This is a genomic window from Streptomyces sp. NPDC107517 (assembly GCF_055582645.1).
The window spans coordinates 144,301-164,175 of the sequence record NZ_JBVJPM010000019.1 but is presented as its reverse complement, the minus strand read 5'-3'; the positions used below and the strand labels follow the sequence as shown (position 1 = coordinate 164,175).

Here is a 19,875-nt window from a genome sequence, read left to right as displayed (position 1 = left end):
CGCGAGCCCGATCGACTACGAACGCGACTACTGGGCCAGCCTCAACGAGGAGCTGGCTGCATGAGAAGGTCTCCACGATTCGGGGGGATTGACACAGGACATGCGCCCGCCAGTCGAACGGCGGACAGTCCGCCGTCCACGGTGCGGACGCCGCAGCACTGACCGGGCCCGTGCCGCGACCTTCCGCCCGCCCGGCCGGCAATCATCGCGAGCCTGGCCAGAGGGATTGGCAGAAGCCATGCCGCTTTCAGGTGAGTTGACGGACTCACCGGCCATCATGACTGTCATGGACCTTTCCGGTGTTGCCGCAGTTCTCGCTCTCCTGAGTATCCCCGCGAGTGTGCTGATCGCCCGGTGGCAGATGCGCACTGCGCTGGCGCAGTCGGAGGCGAACTACCGGGTGGCGTTGGAGGTGACGGAAGCCAACCATCGGGCTGCATTGGAGGTGGTGGACGCGAACCACCAGAAGTCCATGGAGGCCGCAGAGGCGAACCACCAGAGAGCTTTGGAACTTGCAGCGGAGAGCCATCGGGGCGCTGTAGAAGTCGCCGGTCTGCAGGGAGAGGCTGAGCACCGTCAGTGGATGGTGGAGTCACGGAGCGCTGAATACCGGAACTTTGAGAACACTCTGGCAGAGTTCCGACGCGCCTTCTTGAATCATCGAGCCGGCAGCGATCACGTGGTGGACGTCCTCGCAGAGCTCCACCGGAGTCGGTACTACATCGGTCATCTCGGCCCTGATGAGGTCATCAGCATCGTTGAGCGCATCGATCTGCTGTGCCAGACCCTCTCCATGCACGTCGAGTTGAACGAGCGCGCCGAGTGGTGGCGTACGAGGATCAGGCCACTGCGCGCAGAGCTGAGCGAGACCGTCAAAAGAGCGCTCATGGGTCATTGAAGCCCCAGAGCAGGATGACCCAGGTGCGTTTCGGTGCGCTTGCGCGCACATGCGTGACGTCCGAGATCCGTCGGCAGCCCTGGTAGCGGCGTCGGTCAGCTGTCGAGGTTGTACGACAGCACCTCGTCAATTCCGCCCACGAAGTCAAGTGCCGTCATCAGGCATCGTTCGACGCCGGTTTCGTAGCCGTGGTCGGCCCACACCTTGCAACTGGCTACATCAGATGCCCTCACAAGCAGACTCGTCGAGGAGGGCGTCCGCCACGTCGCTGTCCGTTACCAAGGTGCGGACGACGCCGCTGCGCAGCGCCGCGTCGACGGCGCCCGCACGGCGTGTGGCGGCGGCGATCGCGATGATTTCCCGGGCCGCACGCAGCCGCGCCAGCGGAACCACCATGCAGCGCCGGGTCAGGTCGGTGGCCACGGTGTGTCCGGCCCTGTCGACGAGGTGGCCGGCGAATTCGGCGACGGCGCCGCGTCGGGTCGCTGCCTCCCGGTCGCTTTCTGGCAGGGCGGGCGAGTCGTAGAGGTTGGAGTCGCCGGCCTGCCAGGCGCCGATGGTGATCAGCGCGACGGTGAGGGTGTCGAGCCGGGCGAACGTCTTGGCCACGGCAGGCCGGCTTCGCAGGGCCGAGGCGTCGGCGAGTGTGGGCAGGACCATGGGGGTGTAGACGGGCACAGCGGTCGACCGGGTGAGGCGTGAGGCGCGGCGGATCGTCTCCACGGAACTGTCGTTCACGTCTCCGGGCGCGGTCAGGCCGGTCAGTTGCACCACGTCGCAGTCGGGCAGCCGTTCCACGGCGGCGACCACCCGGTTGACGGTCCGGCCGCAGGCGAACCCCAGGACGTCGCCGGGCAGCACCGCGTCCTCCACGGCCTCGGCTGCGGCCCGGTCCAGAGCCGCGCGACCCGCGGCCGCGGGTACAGCGAGTGCGCTCTTCAGCCCGTACGGCGCGTACCGGGCGAGGAGGGCGGCCGACCGCGCAGGGTCGGCGAGCGGCGGCGCGATGATCTGTACGAGCCCTTGCTCGCGGGCCGCCTGTACCAGGCGCCCCGCCTTGAAGCGGCTGACACCGAGCCGCTCCGCGATCTCGGCCATCGGCAGGCCTTCGACGAAGCGCAGGCGGGCGGCTTCGGCAGCGCGCAGCGACTCCCACGCCCTGGTGGCCACGGTGTCCTCCTCGCCGGTCCGGTGTCTTCGTCGTGGTCCGCGCACGCCGCCCGTTCGGCGGGTTCGCGCGAGTCACAGCGTAGGGCGGCGGTGCCGCGCACCTGTGCGGCCGTCGAGGTCATCCGCGTAGCGAGGTGACGCACGTCATCTCCCTCGTGCTCGGTTGAGCAGAGCCGGGTGCTCTCTCTCGGGCAGCCATTGACCTGCTGTTTCTCGCGGCGAAATCTGTCGGCAACGCAATGCCGCGTCCCCTGCCCCCTCCGAGGTGATCACCATGCCCCTGCCCACAGCCATGCTCGCCGCCCATCTGCCCGGCGGCAGCCGCACCGAGTTGAGGACCGTCCCCGTGCCCACCCCCGGGCACGGCCAGGTGCTGCTCAAGGTGCGTGCCTCCACGATCTGCGGCAGCGACCTGCGCGCCATCTACCGCGAGCATCTGGGTTCGGGCCCCGAGGCCTACCAAGGGGTCGTCGGAGGGCACGAGCCGTGCGGTGAGGTCGTCGTGGTCGGCCCTGGCTGTCGGGAGACCGCGGTCGGCGACAGGAGGGTGGTCTACCACATCAGCGGCTGCGGGCTGTGCGACGAGTGCCGCCGTGGCTATCCCATCGGCTGTCTCTCTCCGGAGCGCGCGGCGTACGGCTGGCAGCGCGACGGCGGCCACGCCGAGTACCTGCTGGCCGACGAGAAGGACCTCCTTCCCCTGCCCGACTCGCTCACCTACCTCGACGGCGCGTGCGTCGCCTGCGGCTTCGGCACCGCCTACGAGGCCCTGCGCCGGGCGGACGTCTCCGGGGCCGACACCGTCCTGATCACCGGGCTCGGCCCGGTGGGACTCGCCGCCGGTCTGCTGGCCCGTCGGCTGGGCGCGCCGCTCGTCGTAGGCACCGACGTCAGCGCCGAACGCCGTGAGCAGGCAGGGGAGTTGGGAGCCGTTCATCATGCCGCCGAGGCGCACGAGCTGCCCGCGCTGCTCGGGGATGGGGCGCACGTGTCCATGGACTGCTCGGGCAACGGCGCCGGCCAGCTCACCGCCGTACGCCACACCCGCCGCTGGGGCCGTGCCGTCATGGTCGGAGAGGGCGGCAGCCTCACCCTCGACGTCTCCCACGACCTGATCCACCGCCAGATCACGCTCATCGGCTCCTGGGTCACCTCGGTGCACCGGATGCGCGAACTCCTGGAGAACCTGGACCGCTGGGGGCTGCACCCCGAGACGGTGGTCACCGACCGGTTCCCGCTCGCCGAGGTCGACACCGCCTACAAGACCGCCGACAGCGGCCGCGGCGGCAAGGTCGCCATCGTCACGGAAGACTCCCGGGAAAGCTGTGGCGCATGAGGAGCGCGGCGGCTCTCCTCGACCGGCTCGGCCTGCCCCGCCCCCTGCTCGCCGGCTACCTCGCCGTACTCCTCTTCATGATCGGCGACGGCGTCGAGTCGAACTTCCTCACCCCGTACCTGACCGAACACGGCCTGACCGAGCAGTCGGCGGCCAATGTGATCACGCTGTACGGCGTCTTCGCAGCCGTCGGCGCCTGGTTCTCCGGAGCACTGTCCAACCTCCGGGGCCCGCTGAGGGTGATGCGGCTCGGCGGCCTGCTGTGGATGGCCCTCGAGGTCTGCTTCCTCACCGTCGCGCTCCCCGGTGAACACACCCCGCTCATCTACCTGTTCTACGGGCTGCGCGGCGTGGCCTACCCGCTCTTCGCGTACGCCTTCCTGCTGTGGATCCAGGTCGCCACACCGGCCTCCCGGCTGGGTGCCGCCTCCGGCTGGTTCTGGTTCGCCTACACCGCGGGCCTGCCCACGCTGGGCTCCGCCATCGCCGCGGTCGCCATCCCGCTGGCCGGAACGTACGCGACCTTGTGGCTCTCCCTCGCGTTCGTGGTCGCGGGAACGGTCCTCGGATCCTGGTGCGTCCGCGAGGCACATGGCGCCCGTCCGCTCGTCGCCGCGACGGAGGGTTCCGTCCGGTCTCAACTGACCCACAGCGTAATGGTGTTGAAGCGGCACCCCCGGCTGGCCGTCGCCGCCGTGGTGCGTGTCATCAACATGGCCCCCTACTTCGGTTTCTTCGTCTTCTTCCCGTTCTACTTCGAGCACCGCATCGGCCTGAGCACATCCCAGTACCTGCTGGTCGTGACCGTGATGGGGCTGGTCGGCCTGCTCGTGGACCCCTTCCTGGGCAGGCTCGGGGACGTCCTCGGATGGCGCACCACGGTCGCCTGGGTCGGCGGAGTCGGCAGCGCCGTCGCCGCACTCGCCTTCTACTGGGTGCCTCAGGCGTTCCCCGGCAACGTCTGGGTGGCATGCGCGCTCGCAGGTCTGTACGGCGCCGCGCTCGCCGGGTACATCCCGCTGTCGGCGATGATGACCTCGATGGTGCCGGAGCGGGACAAGGGCAACGCGATGGCGACGTACAGCCTCGCCGCGGGCCTGTGCGTGTTCATCGGCCCGGCGACGTACAGCCTGCTGGGCCCGGCCCTCGGCTACGGCGGAGTCGTCCTCGTCTACGTCGCCCTCTACGCCCTCGGCACCGCACTGACCCTGCTGTTCCTGCGCACGCCGGGCGACCCCGGCGCGGCGCGAGGAAAGAGGTGGGTACGGAGCAGGGAGGCGTTCCCAGGCCGCCGGAAAACCGCGGCTCCGCATGCGATCGGGGTGCGCTCCTCGGGCGAGCCGGGCCTGGTCCAGTAAGAAGGCCGCGTCAGGTGTCGTGCCGGTTCTCGGCTCAGCGCCGACGAGGACCGGCACGACACTGCGCTGGCGGGAAGTCGCCGGGCTTGCCAGGGCGAGTACCGCTAGCGACCTGTCTGGAGGAATGTCAGTGGACGCGCGGGCGGCAACGCTGCAGCTCGGGGGCCTGCCGGCCGGTGACGAGTTCGTCTGCTACGAGTCGTCCGACGGTGGGCGCCAGGGTGATGGCGGAGTGCATGACGGCGACGTAGACGGAGCGATCGTGGGTCGCGTATCCGATGACGGGTCCGTGCGCGGGCATGGGGCGTCTGCCGGTGCGGTAGCCCAGCAGGCGGCACTGGTCGCTTCCCCGGAAGGCCGTCTTCAGGTGCCGGAGCGCGTCTTGAGCGGCCTGCTCAAGGGCTGCTGCTGTGCCTTCGACATGCGGCACGACCAGCAGGAGGTCACCGTCCCGGACTTCTCGGACCTCGAATTCAGGGCGGGCCACGATGGTCTTGACCAGGCCAGGCGGTGCTGTGACCCGCGCGAGGGTGGCGGGTGAGGCGGCAATGGCCAGATCGGCCGACAGCGGCTCGCAAAGCTTGGGGACGGCTGTTCCGGCGGTGAGCACGACGGTGGTGGCGGCGTGGAGCCCGGTCGACGTCAGCACTCCCCCGACGCCTCCATGGGTTACCTGCAGGGAGGTGACCGCGGTGTCGTGGAGCACGGTTGCTCCGTGGGCGACGGCGGCTGCCACGAGTGCGTGGGCCAAGGCTGTTGGGTCGACGCCTGCGTCGCTCGGAGTGTGGATGGCCTGGTCGGGTGGGTGCCCTAGGTGGGGTTCCAGGGCCACGACGTCACTTCGTCCGACGCGGAACTGGCCTGGCCCCGGACGTGCGTCCTCAGTCGGTGTGCCGGCCCAGGACAGCGAGCCGGTCCGGCGGACGGTGACATGGGGCAGTTCGCTCTCCAGGCGTCGGTAGTCCGCCAGGACGTGCTCGCGGAGGTCTTGCGCGCCGCCGGGCCAGTGGCGTCCCGAGTCGCCGATCCAGGCGAAGGAATCTCCGGTGACCCCAGTGGCCGGTGCAGGTCCTTGCTCGAGCAGGGTGACCGGGACGCCCCGACGGGCCAGGTGGTAGGCCACTGAGGAGCCGACGATTCCCGCACCGACAACAACAACGGCTGACATGAGGTCCTTTCGGTAGGTCAACGACTGTTCAGTCGGTGGCCGCAGCCATAGCGACACAGTTGGTCCGTCCGCACCCTGACCGGGGAGCGTCTGCACGTCTTCGCCGTCATCGAGCACACACCCGGCGCATCATGACCCTCGATGCCGGCACACACTTCACCGCGGACCGGGCGGTGCGGCTAGCGCGCAACCTTATGGCGGAGTTGGAGGACGTGGGCAGCAAGGCCAGGTTCCTCATACGAGACCGGGACTCCAAGTTCACCGATGCGTTCGACGCCGCGCCAACCGATGCAGGGCTGCAGGTCGTCACCGGCGGTATCACCGGCGATATCCGCATGCCGCCGATGAACTCGGCCACGGAGCGCGGGATACAGACCTGTCGTCGGCAACCGCCGGACCGCGCGCTGACGTGGAACCACAGCCATCTCCTGGACGGGCTCCGCGAGTTCGAGTTGCACTACAACGGGCGTCGGCCACGCCGGGCCCTCAACCGAGCTGCCCCGCGCCGAGGGGGCGACTCCCTGAGGCGCCTCGGGGGCCGACGGGGCGCGAAAGAGACAGAAGTCCATGTTCTATGACATCAGTCACAGCGCTCCGCCAATCAACCGGCGTACTTAGTAGATACCGCATGACAGACATCTAAGCATTTGTCCGTTTTGACCCTAATTTGGATCCTCCCGCGCCTCCCGGGATTCCGCCCGGCCGGGCCTCACGCTCATCGCCCCATGGCGTAACGCTTCTGACGCCGCGACAGCTTCCCCTCCGGCCGCCATCTGCGGACCGAAGGCCCGCAGATGGCCCTGGCGGGGGCCGCGGACCTACTAGGCGACGTAGCGGTGGGGGCCCCTTGTGCTCTCTGTCGAGCCTTTCTAAGAATGACGACCCACAGGACGTCGCCGCAGTTCGGAGCCGGTGCTCACGCCGAGTCGACCACGCACCGGGCGCTCGGCGTCACCGAGCCAGTAGGAGCCCCTGTATGAAGTTGTCCCGAACATCCGCGAGGCCTCTCGCCCTCGCTCTCGGCCTGGGTCTGGCCTCCAGCGCGCTGGGCGCGGCGGTGCCGGCGAGCGCCCAGACGGCAGCCACCCCGTCCGCTGCGGCCGGTACCTCCACGGCGCGGTACGCCGGGTCGGTCGAGGAGACCGCGAACAACAAGGCGTTCTCCGAGGCCGTGCTCAAATCGGTCGCCGAGAAGCGCGCCGCCCAGCCGAACGCGCAGGCGGTGACCGTCTACTACAACGCCTCCCAGGCACCGAGCTTCCGTTCGCAGATATCGAGCGCGGCCTCGATCTGGAACAGCACCCAGTCCAACGTCAAGCTCCAGCCGGCGTCGAGTGGTGCCGACTTCTCCTACCGCGAGGGCAACAACTCACGCGGGTCCTACGCCTCCACCGACGGCCACGGAAACGGCTACATCTTCCTCGACTACACCCAGATCCGGCAGAACGACTCGATCCGCGTCGCCACCCACGAGACCGGGCATGTGCTGGGCCTGGAAGACGACTACAGCGGGCCGTGCAGTGAGCTGATGTCGGGCGGCGGCCCCGGCCCGTCCTGCACCAACCGCTACCCGAACGCCACCGAGCGCTCGCGTGTCGACCAGATGTGGGCCACCGGACTCACGCAGACCCCGGACTCGGGCAGGCCCTGGAGGCACTGAGCCAGGCCCGCTGACCATCTGAGTACTCCCTCGCCCTTACGGACCGTAGCGCTGGGCCACGGTCCGTAACGGACCGTGGCGCCGGGCAACGGTCGGTACGTGTGCCCGGCGGGCCGTGCGCGACCCGCTGCCCGGCCTATGCCGCTCCATCGACTCGACCGCCAAACTGCTCGGTGTCTCCCCGGTCACCCTGCGCAACCACATCCCGGACTTGCGGGAGCCGTCACCCGGCCGGGGACCAGAGCACTTGAGTGTCCAGATACTCGAGCAGTCCCTCGGATCCGTTCTCCACGCCCAGGCCCGAGGACTTGTGGCCGCCGAACGGCAGGCCGGGGGCGAGAAGTGGTCCCTCGTTGATCCAGACCACGCCGGTCTCGATACGGGCGGCGACCCGTTCGGCGGCCTCGGGATCGCCGCTCCAGACCGATCCGCCCAGGCCGTACTCGGAGGCGTTCGCCCGCTCGACGACCTCATCGATGTCGTGGAAGCGCAGGAGCGGTACGACGGGTCCGAAGGGTTCGAGCCGGACGATGTCCGAGTCGTCGGCCGGGTCGTCGACGACGGTCGGGTGGACGAAGTATCCGGCGCCCTCGGGAATGTCACCCTTGACGAGAAACGTCGCGCCGTCCGCAGCGGTCTTCTCGATGAGCCGGACGACCTTCTCGTACTGGACGCGGTTCTGCAGGGGGCCGAGGCTCACCCCCTGGTCCAGGCCGTCGCCCACCTGCACCCGTTCCGCCAGTTCGGCGAAGCGGCGGGCGAAGGCGTCGTAGATCTCGTCGTGGACGTAGACCCGCTTCGAGGCGACGCAGACCTGTCCGCTGTTCATGAAGCAGGCCCAGAAGACCTTCTCGGCGACAGCGTCCACGTCGACGTCGGGCAGCACGACGGCCGCGTCGTTGCCGCCGAGTTCGAGGGTGACCCGGGCGAGGTTGCGGGCCGCGGAGGCCATGACCCGCTTGCCGGTGGCGGTCGAGCCGGTGAAGGCGATCTTCCGTACCCGGGGGTGCTCGGAGAGCTTGGGGCCGAGGTGGTCGCCGCCGCTGACAATGTTCAGCACACCGGCCGGGACCACGTGCGCCTGCGCGAGCAGTTCTCCGATCCGCAGCATGGTCAACGGGGTGAAGGGGGACGGCTTGACGACGATGGTGTTGCCGGTCAGGAGCGCCGGGGCGATCTTCCACATGGCGAGCGCGATGGGGACGTTCCAGGGAACGAGCCCGGCGACCACGCCCAGCGGGACGTGGCGGATCCGGACCCGGTGCGTGTCGGTCGTACGGATCTCTTCGGCGGGCAGATCCATCTGTGCGAAGCCCTCGCACCAGTGGACGGCCGACTGCAGTTCACCGCGTGACGCCGCGAGCGGCTTGCCCTGCTCGGTGGTGAGGAGGACGGCCAGCTCCTCCAGGTGTTCACCGATCACGGCGGCGATGGCGCCCAGGACCGCGCGGCGTTCGTCCAAGGGGGTCTCACGCCAGGTCGTGAAGGCGCGTTGGGCGGCCTCCACGGCGGCGTCGAGCTGCGCGTCGGTGGCGTCGGGGGCCTGCCCCGCGAGGAGTTCGGTGGCCGGGTTGAGGACATCGAGCGGGGCTCCCTCGGCGGCGACCTGGCGGCCGTCGACGAGCATGCGGCGGAGGGTCGGCGCTGGGGTCTGCGTCATGGAGCTGCACCTTTCAGGGTTGTTCACGTCAGGGTCCGTTCGAGCCTTTGTCGTACGTCGGTTCAGGCCGTGAGGACGATGCGGCCGGGCACCGTGCCCGCGGCCAGGGCGTCGAGCGCGTCCGTCACACCGGCGGCGGTGAGCGGGCGGCGGACCACCGGGGTCGGCGCGAGACGGCCGGATTTCGCCAGGTCGACGACCTCTGCGAGTTCGGCGAGCGTGCCGATGTAACTGCCCTGCACGGTCAGCCGCTTGGAGGGGATCGCGCCGGTGGGGAGCGTCACGTCGCCGCCGAACAGGCCGACCGGGACCAGCTTTCCGTCCCGGCGCAGCACGTCGAAGCCGAGCCGGGCCGTCTGCCCGCTGTTGACCAGGTCGACGACGCCGGTGGCACCGCCGCCCGTCGCCTCGGTGATCGCCGCGCGCGTGGCCCCGCCGGAGGCGGCGGCGCTGTTGACGACATGGGCCGCACCGAGTGCGCGGGCCATCTCCAGGCGCTCGTCGTTGATGTCGACGGCGGTGATCCGGTGCCTGCCGAGGGCGGTGAGGAGTGCGATGGCCATGAGACCGAGGCCGCCGGTGCCGATGACGACGATCTCCTCGTCCATGTCGGCCTCGGGGCTGAGCACCTTGGTGGCGGCGGAGTACGCGGTGAGCCCGGAACAGGCCAGGGTCGCGGCGAAGGCCGGGTCGATGCCGTCGATGTCCAGCAGATGGCGCTCGTGCGGTACGAGCACGGCCTCGGCGTAGCCGCCGGGGCGGTGCATGCCGAGATACCGCATGTCGGCGCAGGCGTCGTCGCGGCCCACCGCACAGTGCGCGCACGTTCCGCAGCCGGTCCAGGGATGGACCAGACGCGTGTCACCGACCCGGACACCGGTGACGGCGACGCCGACGGCGACGACCTCACCGGCCATCTCGTGTCCGGCGACGATCGGGAACGGCAGCGCGCCGGTGTCGTCGTCGCGCAGATGGACATCGGTGTGGCAGACGCCGCTGTGCGTGAGCCGCACGAGCACCTCGTGCCCGGTCGGGGCCGGCGTCAGGATCTCTGTCTCGCGCGCGGCGCCGCCTGCTTCCTCGAAGGCGTAGACCTTCATCTTCAGAACTTTCCCTTCCACTGTGTGTCCGCCTCCTCCTCCAGGACTCCCTGGGCGAGGAGTTCGTCGATCTCCGTATCCGTCAGGCCGAGCACCTCACGGCACACCTGGCGGGTGTGGGCGGCCTGGCGCGGGGCCGGGCCGAGCAGCGCGTCGGGCAGGTTGTGGGCGAGGGCCGGGCGTGCCTCCGTGGGCAGCTCGTCGGGGAGTTCGAGCTGCCGCATGCGGGCGAAGAAGCCGCGCGCGGCGAGCTGCGGGTCGTCGGGGTACTCGGCCACCCTTTGCATGGCGCCGGCGGGTACGCCCGCGTCCTGGAGCAGTCGCATCGCCTCGCGCGGTCCGTGTCCTGCGAGCCACGACACCAGCGCCGCCTCGGCCTCTGCGCGGTGCGCCAGACGACCGTCCACGGTGCCGAGACGCGGGTCGGCGGCCAGGTCCGCGCGATCGATGGCGGCGCACAGGCGCTGCCAGTCGCCGTCGCCGCGGACCTCGACGGCGCACCAGTCGTCGTCGCCCGCGCACGGGAAGAGGCCTTGCGGCGCGTCGGTCGTACCGGTGTTGCCGACGGCGACGACCGACCCTGGTTCGAGGGACTCGCGCAGGAACAGCTCGGCCAGTTCGGTGAGGGCGATCTCCGCCTGCGATATGCCGACGGTGCCGCCCCTGCCGGTGCGCCGTCGTTCGATGAGACGGGCGAGGACCGCGGTGGCGCCGACCCGGCCGACGACATGGTCGGGGAAGATGGTGATGGCGTCGCTGAAGCTGCTCTCGCGCCCCGGTTCGGGGTAGCGCCACAGGCCGGTCAGTCCGGCGCCTGCTCGCACCAGCGGCCCGTATCCCATGCGCTTGCTCCACGGTCCCGTGGAGCCCAGAGCGCTGCTCTCCGCCAGGATCAGACGGGGGTTGACCTTGTGCAGTTCGTCCGGTCCGAGTCCGAGCGACTCCATGGTGCCGGGCTTGAAGTTGGACAGGACGACGTCAGCCTCGGCGGCCAGGCGTTTGAACAGCTCGACGCCGCGCGGGTCGCGCAGGTTGAGGCCCAGGCTGCGCTTGTTGCGGTGTCCCCAGGCGAAGTGGGCGGTGATGAGTTCACCGGTCATGGACTGGCGGCCGCCGTCCGGAAAGGCGCGGTTCTCCACCTTGATGACGTCGGCGCCGTGGTCGGCGAGATGCCGGCCGAACTCGGCGCCCGCGACGATCACACCGAGGTCGAGAACGCGCAGGGCCTCCAGCGGCCGACGTCCGACGCCGCGTGGCGTGAGGGCGGCGTCGGCTCGCCGCCCGAGATCCTCGAAGACCTGCCGGGTGTGCTCGCCGAGGTTCGGCGCCCGGTGCCGCAGCCCGGCGCGGTGTCCGTCGAGTTCCAGGAACCCGGTCGGCACCCGTCCGGTGACACCCGGCGCGATGTCGGCGTCGGCCAACGCCGCACGGACCAGGAAGTGTTCGGTGGTCAGCACCTCTTCGGGGGTGAGCAGGGCGGCGACCGGAACGCCATGGCGCTGGCCCTGTGCCACCAGTTCGTCCTTGGAGGCGTCACGGAACAACTCGCCGATCAGGGCGTGGATCCGGTCGGTGACGCGTCGTCGTTCGAGGAGCCCTTCGTATTTCGGGTCGCTGAACTCCGCCGGTTCGCCGAGCCAGGCCCGCATGCTCCGCCACTGTCGCGGGCTGAGCACGCAGATGCGTACGTGCCCGTCCTTGCAGGGGAAGATCGGGTACAGGGCGCCGGCGTCCGGACGTCCGCGCGGCAGCTCGGCGGCCCGCCGGCCGCCCACCGCGGAGCCTCCGATGCCATAGCCGGGGTCGACGGTCTGGGCTACGGCCTCGTACACGGAGAAGTCGACGCGGTCGCCGACGCCGGTCTCCAGGCGCTGGTAGTAGGCGAGCAGCGCCACCCAGGCGGCCTGGTACGCGGCGGACTCGGTGGCGAGGAGTCCGGGCGGGGTGAGCGGTTCGAGCCCCGGCTGCCCGGAGCGGGACAGGACGCCGGCCAGGGCCAGCTGGACACGCTCCGTGGCGGTCCAGTTCCGGTACGGACCGGTGTGGCCGAAGTCGGTGATCGACACGATGACGAGGGCCGGGTTGCGTTCCGCCACCGTGTCGAGGGCGACGCCCTGGCGTACGGGACGGCCGGGACGGTCGGATTCGAACCAGATGTCGGCTGTGTCGAGCAGCGCGAGCAGTCGCTCGCGGTCGGCCTCGCTGTGCTCCAGGTCGAGGACGACGCCGCGCTTGTTGGCGTTGCGGGTGGCGAAGTAGAGGCTTGCACCGTCGTGCACGGGAGCCTGGCGGCGGGCCGCCGCGCCGGTCGGGGGTTCGACGAGGATGACATCGGCGCCGAGGTCGGCGAGGTAGCGACCCGCGCTCTCGCCGAGGCCGTCGGTCATGTCGACGACGCGAACTCCCTCCAGCGGTAGGGGGGTTGAAATCGGGGCGGACAGCTCGTGTGCTGGCACCAGGCACCTCCAAGGGGCAGGCACGCCCGGGCGCGGCCGCATCCGGGCAGGCCGGAGGGGCGGCGGGCCTCGCGGGGAGGGGCCGGGCATGGCGGTGAGTGCTGGACGCGGCCCGGCGTGACGGTGCGGTGCGGGTGCCGGGCCGTTGCGGATGACGGCCGTGTGAACGGTGCGTTGCCGTTCATGCTGGCACCGGGGCCCGGCGTTGCCCATCGCCGATTCCGGCACGTACGCATGTCGGGACGCGCAATGTGCTCCGACCCGCTCATCGCCGTCCGGACGGTGGGCCGGTAGCGTACGGAAGCGATGGACATCCAGCAGATCCGGTACTTCCTGGCCGTGGCCGACGAGCTGCATTTCGCGCGGGCGGCCGAACGCCTTCACCTGACGCCCTCGCCGCTGAGCCGCCGGGTCAAGGAGCTGGAGCGGGAACTGGGGTCCGATCTCTTCGTACGCGAATACCACCGAGTGGAGCTGACCCCGTTCGGGCAGCGGTTCCTGGTGCCGGCCCGTGAGGTGGTGCGGCGGTTCGACGCCCTCAAGCGTCTCTCCCCCGATCCGGCCGCCGCCACCCGCCGCACCTGCCGGATCGGAGCCGCGACACTCGCCGCACCGCAGGCCCTCGACGCGGTCCTGGACGCGTTCCACGCCCAGGCCCCGGACGTCGATCTGCCGCTCACGCTCGCGTCGTCGGCCGAGCTGGTGCCCGCGCTGCAGGCGGGCGAGCTGGATCTCGCGGTGGTCCATCTCCCCGTGGGGGAGCCCGGCTTCGAGGCCCTGCCGCTGCTCCGCGGGCGGCTCGCGGTCGCCATGCGCGCCGACGACCCCCTGGCCGCGCGGGAGTCGCTCCGGCTCCCGGACCTGGTGGACCGCGCGCTGGTGGCGACGTCGTCGAAGGTGCACCCGTCGGTGGTGAACGCGCTCCACCGTGCCCTGCGGGAGGCGGGCGTCACCCGGCTCGTGGAGCTGCCCCACAACGACAGCGTCCAGGTCGCGGCCCAGGTACGCCGCACCGGCGTGCTCTCCCTCGCGCTGAACGGTCTCGCCCATCCTTCGACGCGGGTCTTCGACGCCCCGGAGTACGCGGTGGTACCGCTCGCCGAGCCGGACCTCGCCATGCACGTGGGCGTCGTCTGGTGCGCGGAGAGCGTGCGGCGGGTGCACGGGCTCGCCGAGGTGCTCGACTCCCTGCGCGCGACGTTCGGGGACGCTCCGCTGGAGCTCTAGGGGCGGCAGGCGCCCCGGTCAGTCCGTGGCCACGAGGACCGAGGCGAGGACGAAGTCCACGAACTCCTCCGCGTAGCGCGCGGATGTCTCGGTCACCCGCGCGCGCAGGTGCGGCGGGGTGGCCAGAGCGTGGTTCATGGCGCCGCCGCACAGGGCGTCGAGCAGGAAGGTGACCGAGGTGTTCGCGGGCAGTTCACCGCGGGTGATGCCGCGCCGTACGATCGCGCGCGCGGCCAGGATCTGCTCCTCGGACATCGCCTCGTAGCGGTCGGCGAGCCGCGGGATCGTGCGCGCCTCAAGGCCGAGCCGCAGCGCGGCGCCGCCGTGCTCGCCCGCGTACAGCTCCAGCTGCTGGCGCACGAGCTGGACCAGGTCGCCGCGGACCGTGCCGGTGTCGACGTCGGCGATCCGGCCGAGCTGCAGGGTGAGGGCCTCGGCGAGGAGGTCCTCCTTATTGGTCCAGCGCAGATAGACGGACGCCTTGCCGACACCCGCCCGACGGGCCACCGCCTCGATGCTGAACGACATCCAGCCGCCCTCGGCGAAGACGGAGACGGCCGCGTGGGCGACCCGGCGGTCGACCTCGGGGTCGCGCGGGCGCCCCGCGGCGCTTCTCGGCACGGTCATCGGCCCCCCGTCCTCACGGTCATGGACCCATGTTCCTACACCGTGTCCGGCGGCGCGGAACAGGCTCCGCGTTTCACCGGCCATGCCGTACGTGACATTGCCAGTTCGCCGGACGGCGTCCTATCCTCCAATTACAGAACGGTTGCCGTTCAGTATTAGCCACTCGCCCCGCGGCCCCTCCGCCACCGCGCCGCCGCGGGCCCCATCGACTTCAGGAGCGGCTCCCCATGCCCCGACCCAGCACCGCCTCCGACGCCCTCGACGCCCTAGACCCGCGCACTCCGGTCCTCGTGGGTGTCGGCCAGTCCTCCGAGCGGATCCAGGACCCTGGCTACCGCCGCCGCTCCCCCGTCGAGCTGGCCGCGGACGCCGCCCGGGAGGCGCTGGCCGACGCCGCCGCGACGGCGGGCGAGGAGGCCCTCGCCGCCGCCGTCGACACGGTCGCCGGAGTGCGGCAGTTCGAGATCTCCCAGCCCCGGTCGACCGCGCCGCTCGGCCGCTCGGACAACTACCCGCGCTCGGTCGCGCGCCGGGTCGGCGCCGACCCGGCGCGCGCGATCCTGGAGAAGGCGGGCGGCGACAGTCCCCAGCACCTGCTGAACGAGCTGGCCGCGACGATCGCCGCGGGCGACGCCGAGGTGGCGCTCGTCTTCGGCTCCGAGGCCATCTCCACCGTCCAGCACCTCGCCGCCTCCGAACCGGCCGATGAGCGGCCCGACTTCACGGAGCACATCGAGGGCTCTCTGGAGGACCGCGGGTACGGGCTCAGGGGGCTGGTGTCGCGCCATCTGAACGACCACGGTCTGACCGGCGCCCCGCACCAGTACGCCCTCTTCGAGAACGCGCGCCGGGCCCGTCTCGGCCTGTCACGCGAGAAGTACGCCGCCTCGATGGGCGCCCTGTTCGCCCCGTTCACGAACGTCGCCGCCCGCAACCCGCACGCCTCCGCCCCCCTCGTGCGCGACGCGGCGGAACTGGTCACGGTGACCGCACAGAACCGGATGGTCGTCGACCCCTATCCGCGGTACGTGATCGCCCGCGACAAGGTGAACCAGGGCGCGGCGGCGCTGCTGATGTCGGTCGGGGCGGCGCGGCGGCTCGGGGTGCCCGAGGACAGGTGGGTGTTCCTGCACGGGCACGCGGATCTGCGCGAGCGTGACCTGATGGAGCGCCAGGACCTGTCGGTGGCACCCGCGTCGGTCACCGCCGTACGGCACGCGCTCGACGTCGCCCGGATCGGCGTCGACGACCTGGCCACGCTCGATCTCTACAGCTGTTTCCCGATCGCGGTCGCCAACATCTGCGACGGCCTCGGTCTCGACGCGGCCGACCCGCGTGGCCTCACCCTCACCGGCGGCCTGCCGTTCTTCGGCGGCGCGGGCAACAATTACTCGATGCACGCCGTCGCCGAGACCGCGCACCGCCTGCGCGCCGTCCCCGGCACGTACGGCCTGGTGGGCGCCAACGGCGGCAACCTCAGCAAGTACTCGGTCGCTGTCTACTCGACGGCGCCGGCTCCTTGGCGCGCGGACCGCAGCGCCGAACTCCAGGCGGAGATCGACGCGTTGCCAGCACCCACCGAGGCCCGCCGGGCCGACGGCTGGGCCACGATCGAGACCTGGACCGTGGCGTACGGACGCGACGGGTCCGCCACCGGCATCGTCATCGGACGCCTGGAGGCCGACGACCGGCGCTTCATCGCCAAGGCCGCGGACGGTGACAAGGAACTCCTCGATCTGCTCACCGAAGGCGACCCGGCGGGGACCCGGGTCTTCGCCCGCTCCTTCGGGCAGGGCAACCGGGTCGCGCTCACCGAGACCCGCATGACGGCGCTGTTCCCGCCCCGCCCCGCCGTCTTCCGCGACGACTACGAGCACATCCTCGTACACCGCGCCGGTCACCTCCTCGAGGTCACCATCAACCGCCCCGAGGCCCGCAACGCCCTGACCCCGCAGGCCAACGACGAGCTCGACGAGGTCTTCGACGCCTACTTCGCCGACCCCGATCTGTGGGTCGCGATCCTGACGGGCGCGGGCGACAAGGCGTTCTCGGCCGGCAACGACCTCGTGCACACCGCCTCCGGCAAGCCGTCGTGGGTACCCAAGAACGGTTTCGCCGGGCTCACTTCGCGCCCGAGCCTGCCCAAGCCGGTCATCGCCGCGGTCAACGGCTTCGCCATGGGCGGCGGTCTGGAGATCGCCCTCGCCTGCCATCTGATCGTCGCCGACAGCACGGCGCGGTTCGCGCTGAGCGAGGTCAGGGTCGGCCTGATCGCGGGCGCGGGCGGTCTGATCCGCCTGCCGCGGGCTGTCCCGCAGAAACTGGCCACCGAGATGATCCTCACCGGCCGTCGGCTGACGGCCGAGGAGGCTCTCGCGTCCGGCCTGGTCAACCGCGTGGTCGAGGCAGGCACCGCCCTCGCGGGTGCCCGCGCGCTCGCCGCGGAGATCCTTCAGGGCGCTCCCACCGCGGTGCGCGCCTCGCTCCAGGTGATGGCGGAGACCCAGGCCATCCCCGACACCCTGGAGGCGGTCACCTTCCACTCGCAGGCCCACGACGAGGTCACGCTGAGCGCGGACTTCGTGGAGGGCCTCACGGCCTTCGCGGCGAAGCGCGAACCACGGTGGCGAAACCAGTGATCGATGGCGTCACGCCTGCGTCGGTCCGGTCTCCCGGAGCAGACGCAGGCGTGCGCCGACCCGACGGTCGAGGAAGTCGCCGAGCACACGCCCGAACACGGCGTTGTCGTCGCCCGCGACCATGTGGTGCGCGCCCTTGACGTCCATGTACTCGGCGTGCGGCACGAGTTCCAGGAAGCGCCGGGCGTCGGCCTCACCGAGTACGTCGGACTCGGCGCCACGCACCAGGAGGGTGGGGACGCGCAGGGATGTCGCCGCGGCGCCCAGACGCGCCGGGTCGATCAGCGTGTCCCGCTGGACCGCCTGATCGGCCGGGGCCCGCAGGAAGGCAGGGTCCCAGTGCCAGTAGTAACGCCCGTTCTCCTGACGGAGGTTCTTGCGCAGCCCGTCGGTGGTGCGCGGGCGCGGCCGGTGGGGCAGATAGGCGGCGACCGCGTCGGCGGCCTGCGCCAAGGACGCGAAGCCCTCGGCGCCGCTGCTCATGAACGCGCGGATCCGGTCCGCCCCGGCGGGCCGCAGGAACGGTGACACGTCCACCAGCACCAGGCCGAGGGCGAGTTCGGGGCGGTGCCCGAGCGCCGCCAGGGAGGCATTGCCGCCCAGTGACGCCCCGACGAGAACGGGCGCGGTGCCGAGGTGCTCGACGATCCGGACGACGTCGGCGGCGAACCGCTCAAGGCCGTACGCCCCGTCGGGTGACCAGCCGCTCTCGCCGTGGCCCCGCAGGTCCACGGCGACGGCGTACCAGCCCTGCCCGGCGAGCTCGCGGGCGGTCGAGCGCCAGGAGTGCCGCGTCTGACCGCCGCCGTGCAGGAGGACGACCGGCGTGTCACCACGCTCCCCGTACGCATCGGCGGCGAGGGGAACCCCGTCGGCGCCGTCGACGGTGAGCCGGGTGACGCGCACGGCTCCGCCCCTCGGCGTGAACTCCCTGGGGTGCGCGTCCTCCAGCGGCATGCGTCTCCTCCTCGGAGCTGTTCGGCTCAACTCTCCTTCATATGCAGCAGGTTCACTATAGAGTACACTCAATTACCCGACCGACGGGCAGCGCAGACGGACGACAGGGAGTGCGAATGACGGGGACCGAGGTGCTCGTGGTCGGCGCGGGCAACGCGGCGATGTGTGCGGCTCTGGCGGCGCGGGAGGCGGGCGCCGAGGTGCTGGTGCTCGAACGGGCCCCGGAGGGCGAGCGTGGCGGCAACACCGCGTTCACCGCCGGGGCCATGCGCACGGTGTACGACGGCGTGGACGGCACCACCGGCCTGAGGGCACTCATCCCCGATCTGCCCGCGGACGCCGAGGACACCACCGACTTCGGCCGCTACGACGCCGAGACGTTCTTCGACGACATGGCACGGGTCACCGACTACCGCGCCGATCCGGACCTGGTCGAGGTCCTCGTCGGCCGCAGCCACGAGACGCTGCGCTGGATGGCCGGCCACGGCGTCCGGTTCGCACCGGCCTACGGACGGCAGGCGTTCGAGGTCGACGGGAAGTTCCGCTTCTGGGGCGGCCTGACGGTCGAAGTCGTGGGTGGCGGCGCCGGGTTGGTCGAGCGGGAACACAAGATCGCCGCCGAGGCGGGCATCGGCATCCGCTACAACAGCCGGGCCGTCGACCTGCTCACCGACGACTCCGGGGTGCACGGTGTACGGGCGGTCGTCGACGGCGCCACGACGGAGATCGAGGCGCGCGCCGTCGTGCTCGCGAGCGGCGGCTTCCAGGCCGACGCCGAGTGGCGCACCCGCTACCTGGGACCCGGCTGGGACCTCGCCAAGGTCCGCGGCACCCGCTTCAACACCGGAGCCGGACACCGCATGGCACTCGCCGCGGGGGCGTCGCCCGCCGGGCACTGGTCCGGCTGTCACGCGGTGGGCTGGGACCGCAACGCGCCCGAGCACGGCGATCTCGCGGTCGGCGACGGCTTCCAGAAGCACAGCTATCCGTTCGGGATCATGGTCAACGCCGACGGCAGGCGCTTCGTGGACGAGGGTGCGGACTTCCGCAACTACACGTACGCGAAGTACGGCAGGCGCATCCTCGAGCAGCCGCACCAGATGGCCTGGCAGGTCTTCGACCAGCAGGTGACACATCTGCTGCGCGACGAGTACCGCATCAAGGAGGCCACCCGCGTCGAGGCCCCGACTCTTAAGGAACTGGCGCGCCGCATGGACGGGGTGGACGCCGACGGCTTCCTCACGGAGGTCGCCGCGTACAACGCGGCGGTGCGAAGCGATGTGCCGTTCGATCCGACGGTGAAGGACGGGCGGGACACGAGGGGCCTCGCCGTGCCCAAGTCGAACTGGGCGAACCCGCTGACACAGGGCCCCTTCCTGGCGTTCCAGGTCACCTGCGGCGTGACGTTCACCTTCGGCGGCCTGCGGATCACCCCGCGAGCCCAGGTGTGCGGCGCCGAAGGACCCGAACTGCCGGGCCTCTTCGCCTGCGGCGAGATCGTCGGCGGGCTCTTCTACCACAACTATCCGGGCGGTACGGGGCTCACCGCGGGCTCGGTGTTCGGGCGCATCGCGGGCACACAGGCAGCCACATACAGCGCACTCTTTTAAAGGAGCGGA

15 protein-coding genes are annotated in these 19,875 nt (G+C 71.0%); 8 read left to right on the top strand and 7 right to left on the bottom strand.

Features of this window, described 5'->3' with window-relative positions; translation table 11 throughout:
- Window positions 1-286 precede the first annotated feature (286 nt).
- The gene (locus tag ACZ67T_RS33720) at window positions 287-898 is read left to right on the top strand and encodes a hypothetical protein (RefSeq protein WP_469989105.1); all 612 of its coding nucleotides are present in this window, start codon (window positions 287-289) and stop codon (window positions 896-898) included.
- Window positions 899-1,117: 219 nt separating this feature from the next.
- On the opposite strand, the gene ACZ67T_RS33715 is transcribed toward ACZ67T_RS33720, so the two are convergent.
- Window positions 1,118-2,068, bottom strand: coding sequence for a sugar-binding domain-containing protein (locus ACZ67T_RS33715; RefSeq protein WP_469989104.1), 951 nt, complete (start codon window positions 2,066-2,068; stop codon window positions 1,118-1,120).
- Window positions 2,069-2,342: 274 nt separating this feature from the next.
- Here ACZ67T_RS33715 and ACZ67T_RS33710 point away from each other — a divergent pair, with 274 nt between their 5' ends.
- Together ACZ67T_RS33710 and ACZ67T_RS33705 are read left to right on the top strand one after the other, a co-directional pair.
- The gene (locus ACZ67T_RS33710) at window positions 2,343-3,404 is read left to right on the top strand and encodes a zinc-dependent alcohol dehydrogenase family protein (RefSeq protein WP_469989102.1); all 1,062 of its coding nucleotides are present in this window, start codon (window positions 2,343-2,345) and stop codon (window positions 3,402-3,404) included.
- Entirely contained in the window at window positions 3,401-4,762 is a 1,362-nt protein-coding gene (locus ACZ67T_RS33705) for an MFS transporter (RefSeq protein ID WP_469989100.1), read from the top strand. Before ACZ67T_RS33710 ends, ACZ67T_RS33705 begins: the two co-directional genes overlap by 4 nt.
- Window positions 4,763-4,889: 127 nt before the next feature.
- Here the strand turns inward: ACZ67T_RS33705 and ACZ67T_RS33700 are convergent, their stop codons facing one another.
- Window positions 4,890-5,930 carry an NAD(P)/FAD-dependent oxidoreductase gene (locus tag ACZ67T_RS33700; RefSeq protein WP_469989099.1) on the bottom strand — a complete coding sequence of 347 codons (1,041 nt, stop codon included), beginning with the start codon at window positions 5,928-5,930 and terminating at the stop codon, window positions 4,890-4,892.
- Between the two features lie 131 nt (window positions 5,931-6,061).
- Here ACZ67T_RS33700 and ACZ67T_RS33695 point away from each other — a divergent pair, with 131 nt between their 5' ends.
- Entirely contained in the window at window positions 6,062-6,508 is a 447-nt protein-coding gene (locus ACZ67T_RS33695) for an integrase core domain-containing protein (RefSeq protein WP_469989097.1), read from the top strand.
- A gap of 398 nt (window positions 6,509-6,906) precedes the next feature.
- On the top strand, window positions 6,907-7,590 hold the full coding sequence (gene snpA, locus ACZ67T_RS33690; protein ID WP_469989095.1) for a snapalysin: 684 nt from the start codon (window positions 6,907-6,909) through the stop codon (window positions 7,588-7,590).
- A 223-nt stretch (window positions 7,591-7,813) separates the two neighbouring features.
- Here snpA and ACZ67T_RS33685 read toward each other — a convergent pair whose 3' ends face one another.
- From ACZ67T_RS33685 to ACZ67T_RS33675, 3 genes are all read right to left on the bottom strand, one after another.
- Window positions 7,814-9,250 (bottom strand): aldehyde dehydrogenase family protein, encoded by a 1,437-nt coding sequence (locus ACZ67T_RS33685; protein ID WP_469989094.1) that lies wholly within the window; start codon window positions 9,248-9,250, stop codon window positions 7,814-7,816.
- Between the two features lie 62 nt (window positions 9,251-9,312).
- Window positions 9,313-10,350 (bottom strand): zinc-binding dehydrogenase, encoded by a 1,038-nt coding sequence (locus tag ACZ67T_RS33680; RefSeq protein WP_469989092.1) that lies wholly within the window; start codon window positions 10,348-10,350, stop codon window positions 9,313-9,315.
- 2 nt (window positions 10,351-10,352) lie between these two features.
- Window positions 10,353-12,848: a CaiB/BaiF CoA transferase family protein gene (locus ACZ67T_RS33675; protein ID WP_469989090.1), complete on the bottom strand. Its 2,496-nt coding sequence runs from the start codon at window positions 12,846-12,848 to the stop codon at window positions 10,353-10,355.
- A 264-nt stretch (window positions 12,849-13,112) separates the two neighbouring features.
- Between ACZ67T_RS33675 and ACZ67T_RS33670 the strand changes: the two genes are divergently transcribed.
- Entirely contained in the window at window positions 13,113-14,033 is a 921-nt protein-coding gene (locus ACZ67T_RS33670) for a LysR family transcriptional regulator (protein ID WP_469989088.1), read from the top strand.
- 18 nt (window positions 14,034-14,051) lie between these two features.
- On the opposite strand, the gene ACZ67T_RS33665 is transcribed toward ACZ67T_RS33670, so the two are convergent.
- Window positions 14,052-14,660 (bottom strand): TetR/AcrR family transcriptional regulator, encoded by a 609-nt coding sequence (locus ACZ67T_RS33665; RefSeq protein ID WP_469989086.1) that lies wholly within the window; start codon window positions 14,658-14,660, stop codon window positions 14,052-14,054.
- A 227-nt stretch (window positions 14,661-14,887) separates the two neighbouring features.
- Here ACZ67T_RS33665 and ACZ67T_RS33660 point away from each other — a divergent pair, with 227 nt between their 5' ends.
- Window positions 14,888-17,299: an acetyl-CoA acetyltransferase gene (locus tag ACZ67T_RS33660; protein WP_469989085.1), complete on the top strand. Its 2,412-nt coding sequence runs from the start codon at window positions 14,888-14,890 to the stop codon at window positions 17,297-17,299.
- 9 nt (window positions 17,300-17,308) lie between these two features.
- Here ACZ67T_RS33660 and ACZ67T_RS33655 read toward each other — a convergent pair whose 3' ends face one another.
- Window positions 17,309-18,256: an alpha/beta fold hydrolase gene (locus ACZ67T_RS33655; protein WP_469989083.1), complete on the bottom strand. Its 948-nt coding sequence runs from the start codon at window positions 18,254-18,256 to the stop codon at window positions 17,309-17,311.
- Window positions 18,257-18,372: 116 nt separating this feature from the next.
- Here ACZ67T_RS33655 and tcuA point away from each other — a divergent pair, with 116 nt between their 5' ends.
- Window positions 18,373-19,866: an FAD-dependent tricarballylate dehydrogenase TcuA gene (gene tcuA, locus ACZ67T_RS33650; RefSeq protein ID WP_469989081.1), complete on the top strand. Its 1,494-nt coding sequence runs from the start codon at window positions 18,373-18,375 to the stop codon at window positions 19,864-19,866.
- Window positions 19,867-19,875: the final 9 nt, after the last annotated feature.

Coding starts and splice junctions, on each gene's coding strand:
- ACZ67T_RS33720 (WP_469989105.1), top strand. CDS start 287: ATGGACCTTTCCGGTGTTGCCGCAGTTCTCGCTCTCCTGAGTATCCCC.
- ACZ67T_RS33710 (WP_469989102.1), top strand. CDS start 2,343: ATGCCCCTGCCCACAGCCATGCTCGCCGCCCATCTGCCCGGCGGCAGC.
- ACZ67T_RS33705 (WP_469989100.1), top strand. CDS start 3,401: ATGAGGAGCGCGGCGGCTCTCCTCGACCGGCTCGGCCTGCCCCGCCCC.
- ACZ67T_RS33700 (WP_469989099.1), bottom strand. CDS start 5,930: ATGTCAGCCGTTGTTGTTGTCGGTGCGGGAATCGTCGGCTCCTCAGTG.
- ACZ67T_RS33695 (WP_469989097.1), top strand. CDS start 6,062: ATGACCCTCGATGCCGGCACACACTTCACCGCGGACCGGGCGGTGCGG.
- snpA (WP_469989095.1), top strand. CDS start 6,907: ATGAAGTTGTCCCGAACATCCGCGAGGCCTCTCGCCCTCGCTCTCGGC.
- ACZ67T_RS33685 (WP_469989094.1), bottom strand. CDS start 9,250: ATGACGCAGACCCCAGCGCCGACCCTCCGCCGCATGCTCGTCGACGGC.
- ACZ67T_RS33680 (WP_469989092.1), bottom strand. CDS start 10,350: ATGAAGGTCTACGCCTTCGAGGAAGCAGGCGGCGCCGCGCGCGAGACA.
- ACZ67T_RS33675 (WP_469989090.1), bottom strand. CDS start 12,848: ATGCGGCCGCGCCCGGGCGTGCCTGCCCCTTGGAGGTGCCTGGTGCCA.
- ACZ67T_RS33670 (WP_469989088.1), top strand. CDS start 13,113: ATGGACATCCAGCAGATCCGGTACTTCCTGGCCGTGGCCGACGAGCTG.
- ACZ67T_RS33665 (WP_469989086.1), bottom strand. CDS start 14,660: ATGACCGTGCCGAGAAGCGCCGCGGGGCGCCCGCGCGACCCCGAGGTC.
- ACZ67T_RS33660 (WP_469989085.1), top strand. CDS start 14,888: ATGCCCCGACCCAGCACCGCCTCCGACGCCCTCGACGCCCTAGACCCG.
- ACZ67T_RS33655 (WP_469989083.1), bottom strand. CDS start 18,256: ATGCCGCTGGAGGACGCGCACCCCAGGGAGTTCACGCCGAGGGGCGGA.
- tcuA (WP_469989081.1), top strand. CDS start 18,373: ATGACGGGGACCGAGGTGCTCGTGGTCGGCGCGGGCAACGCGGCGATG.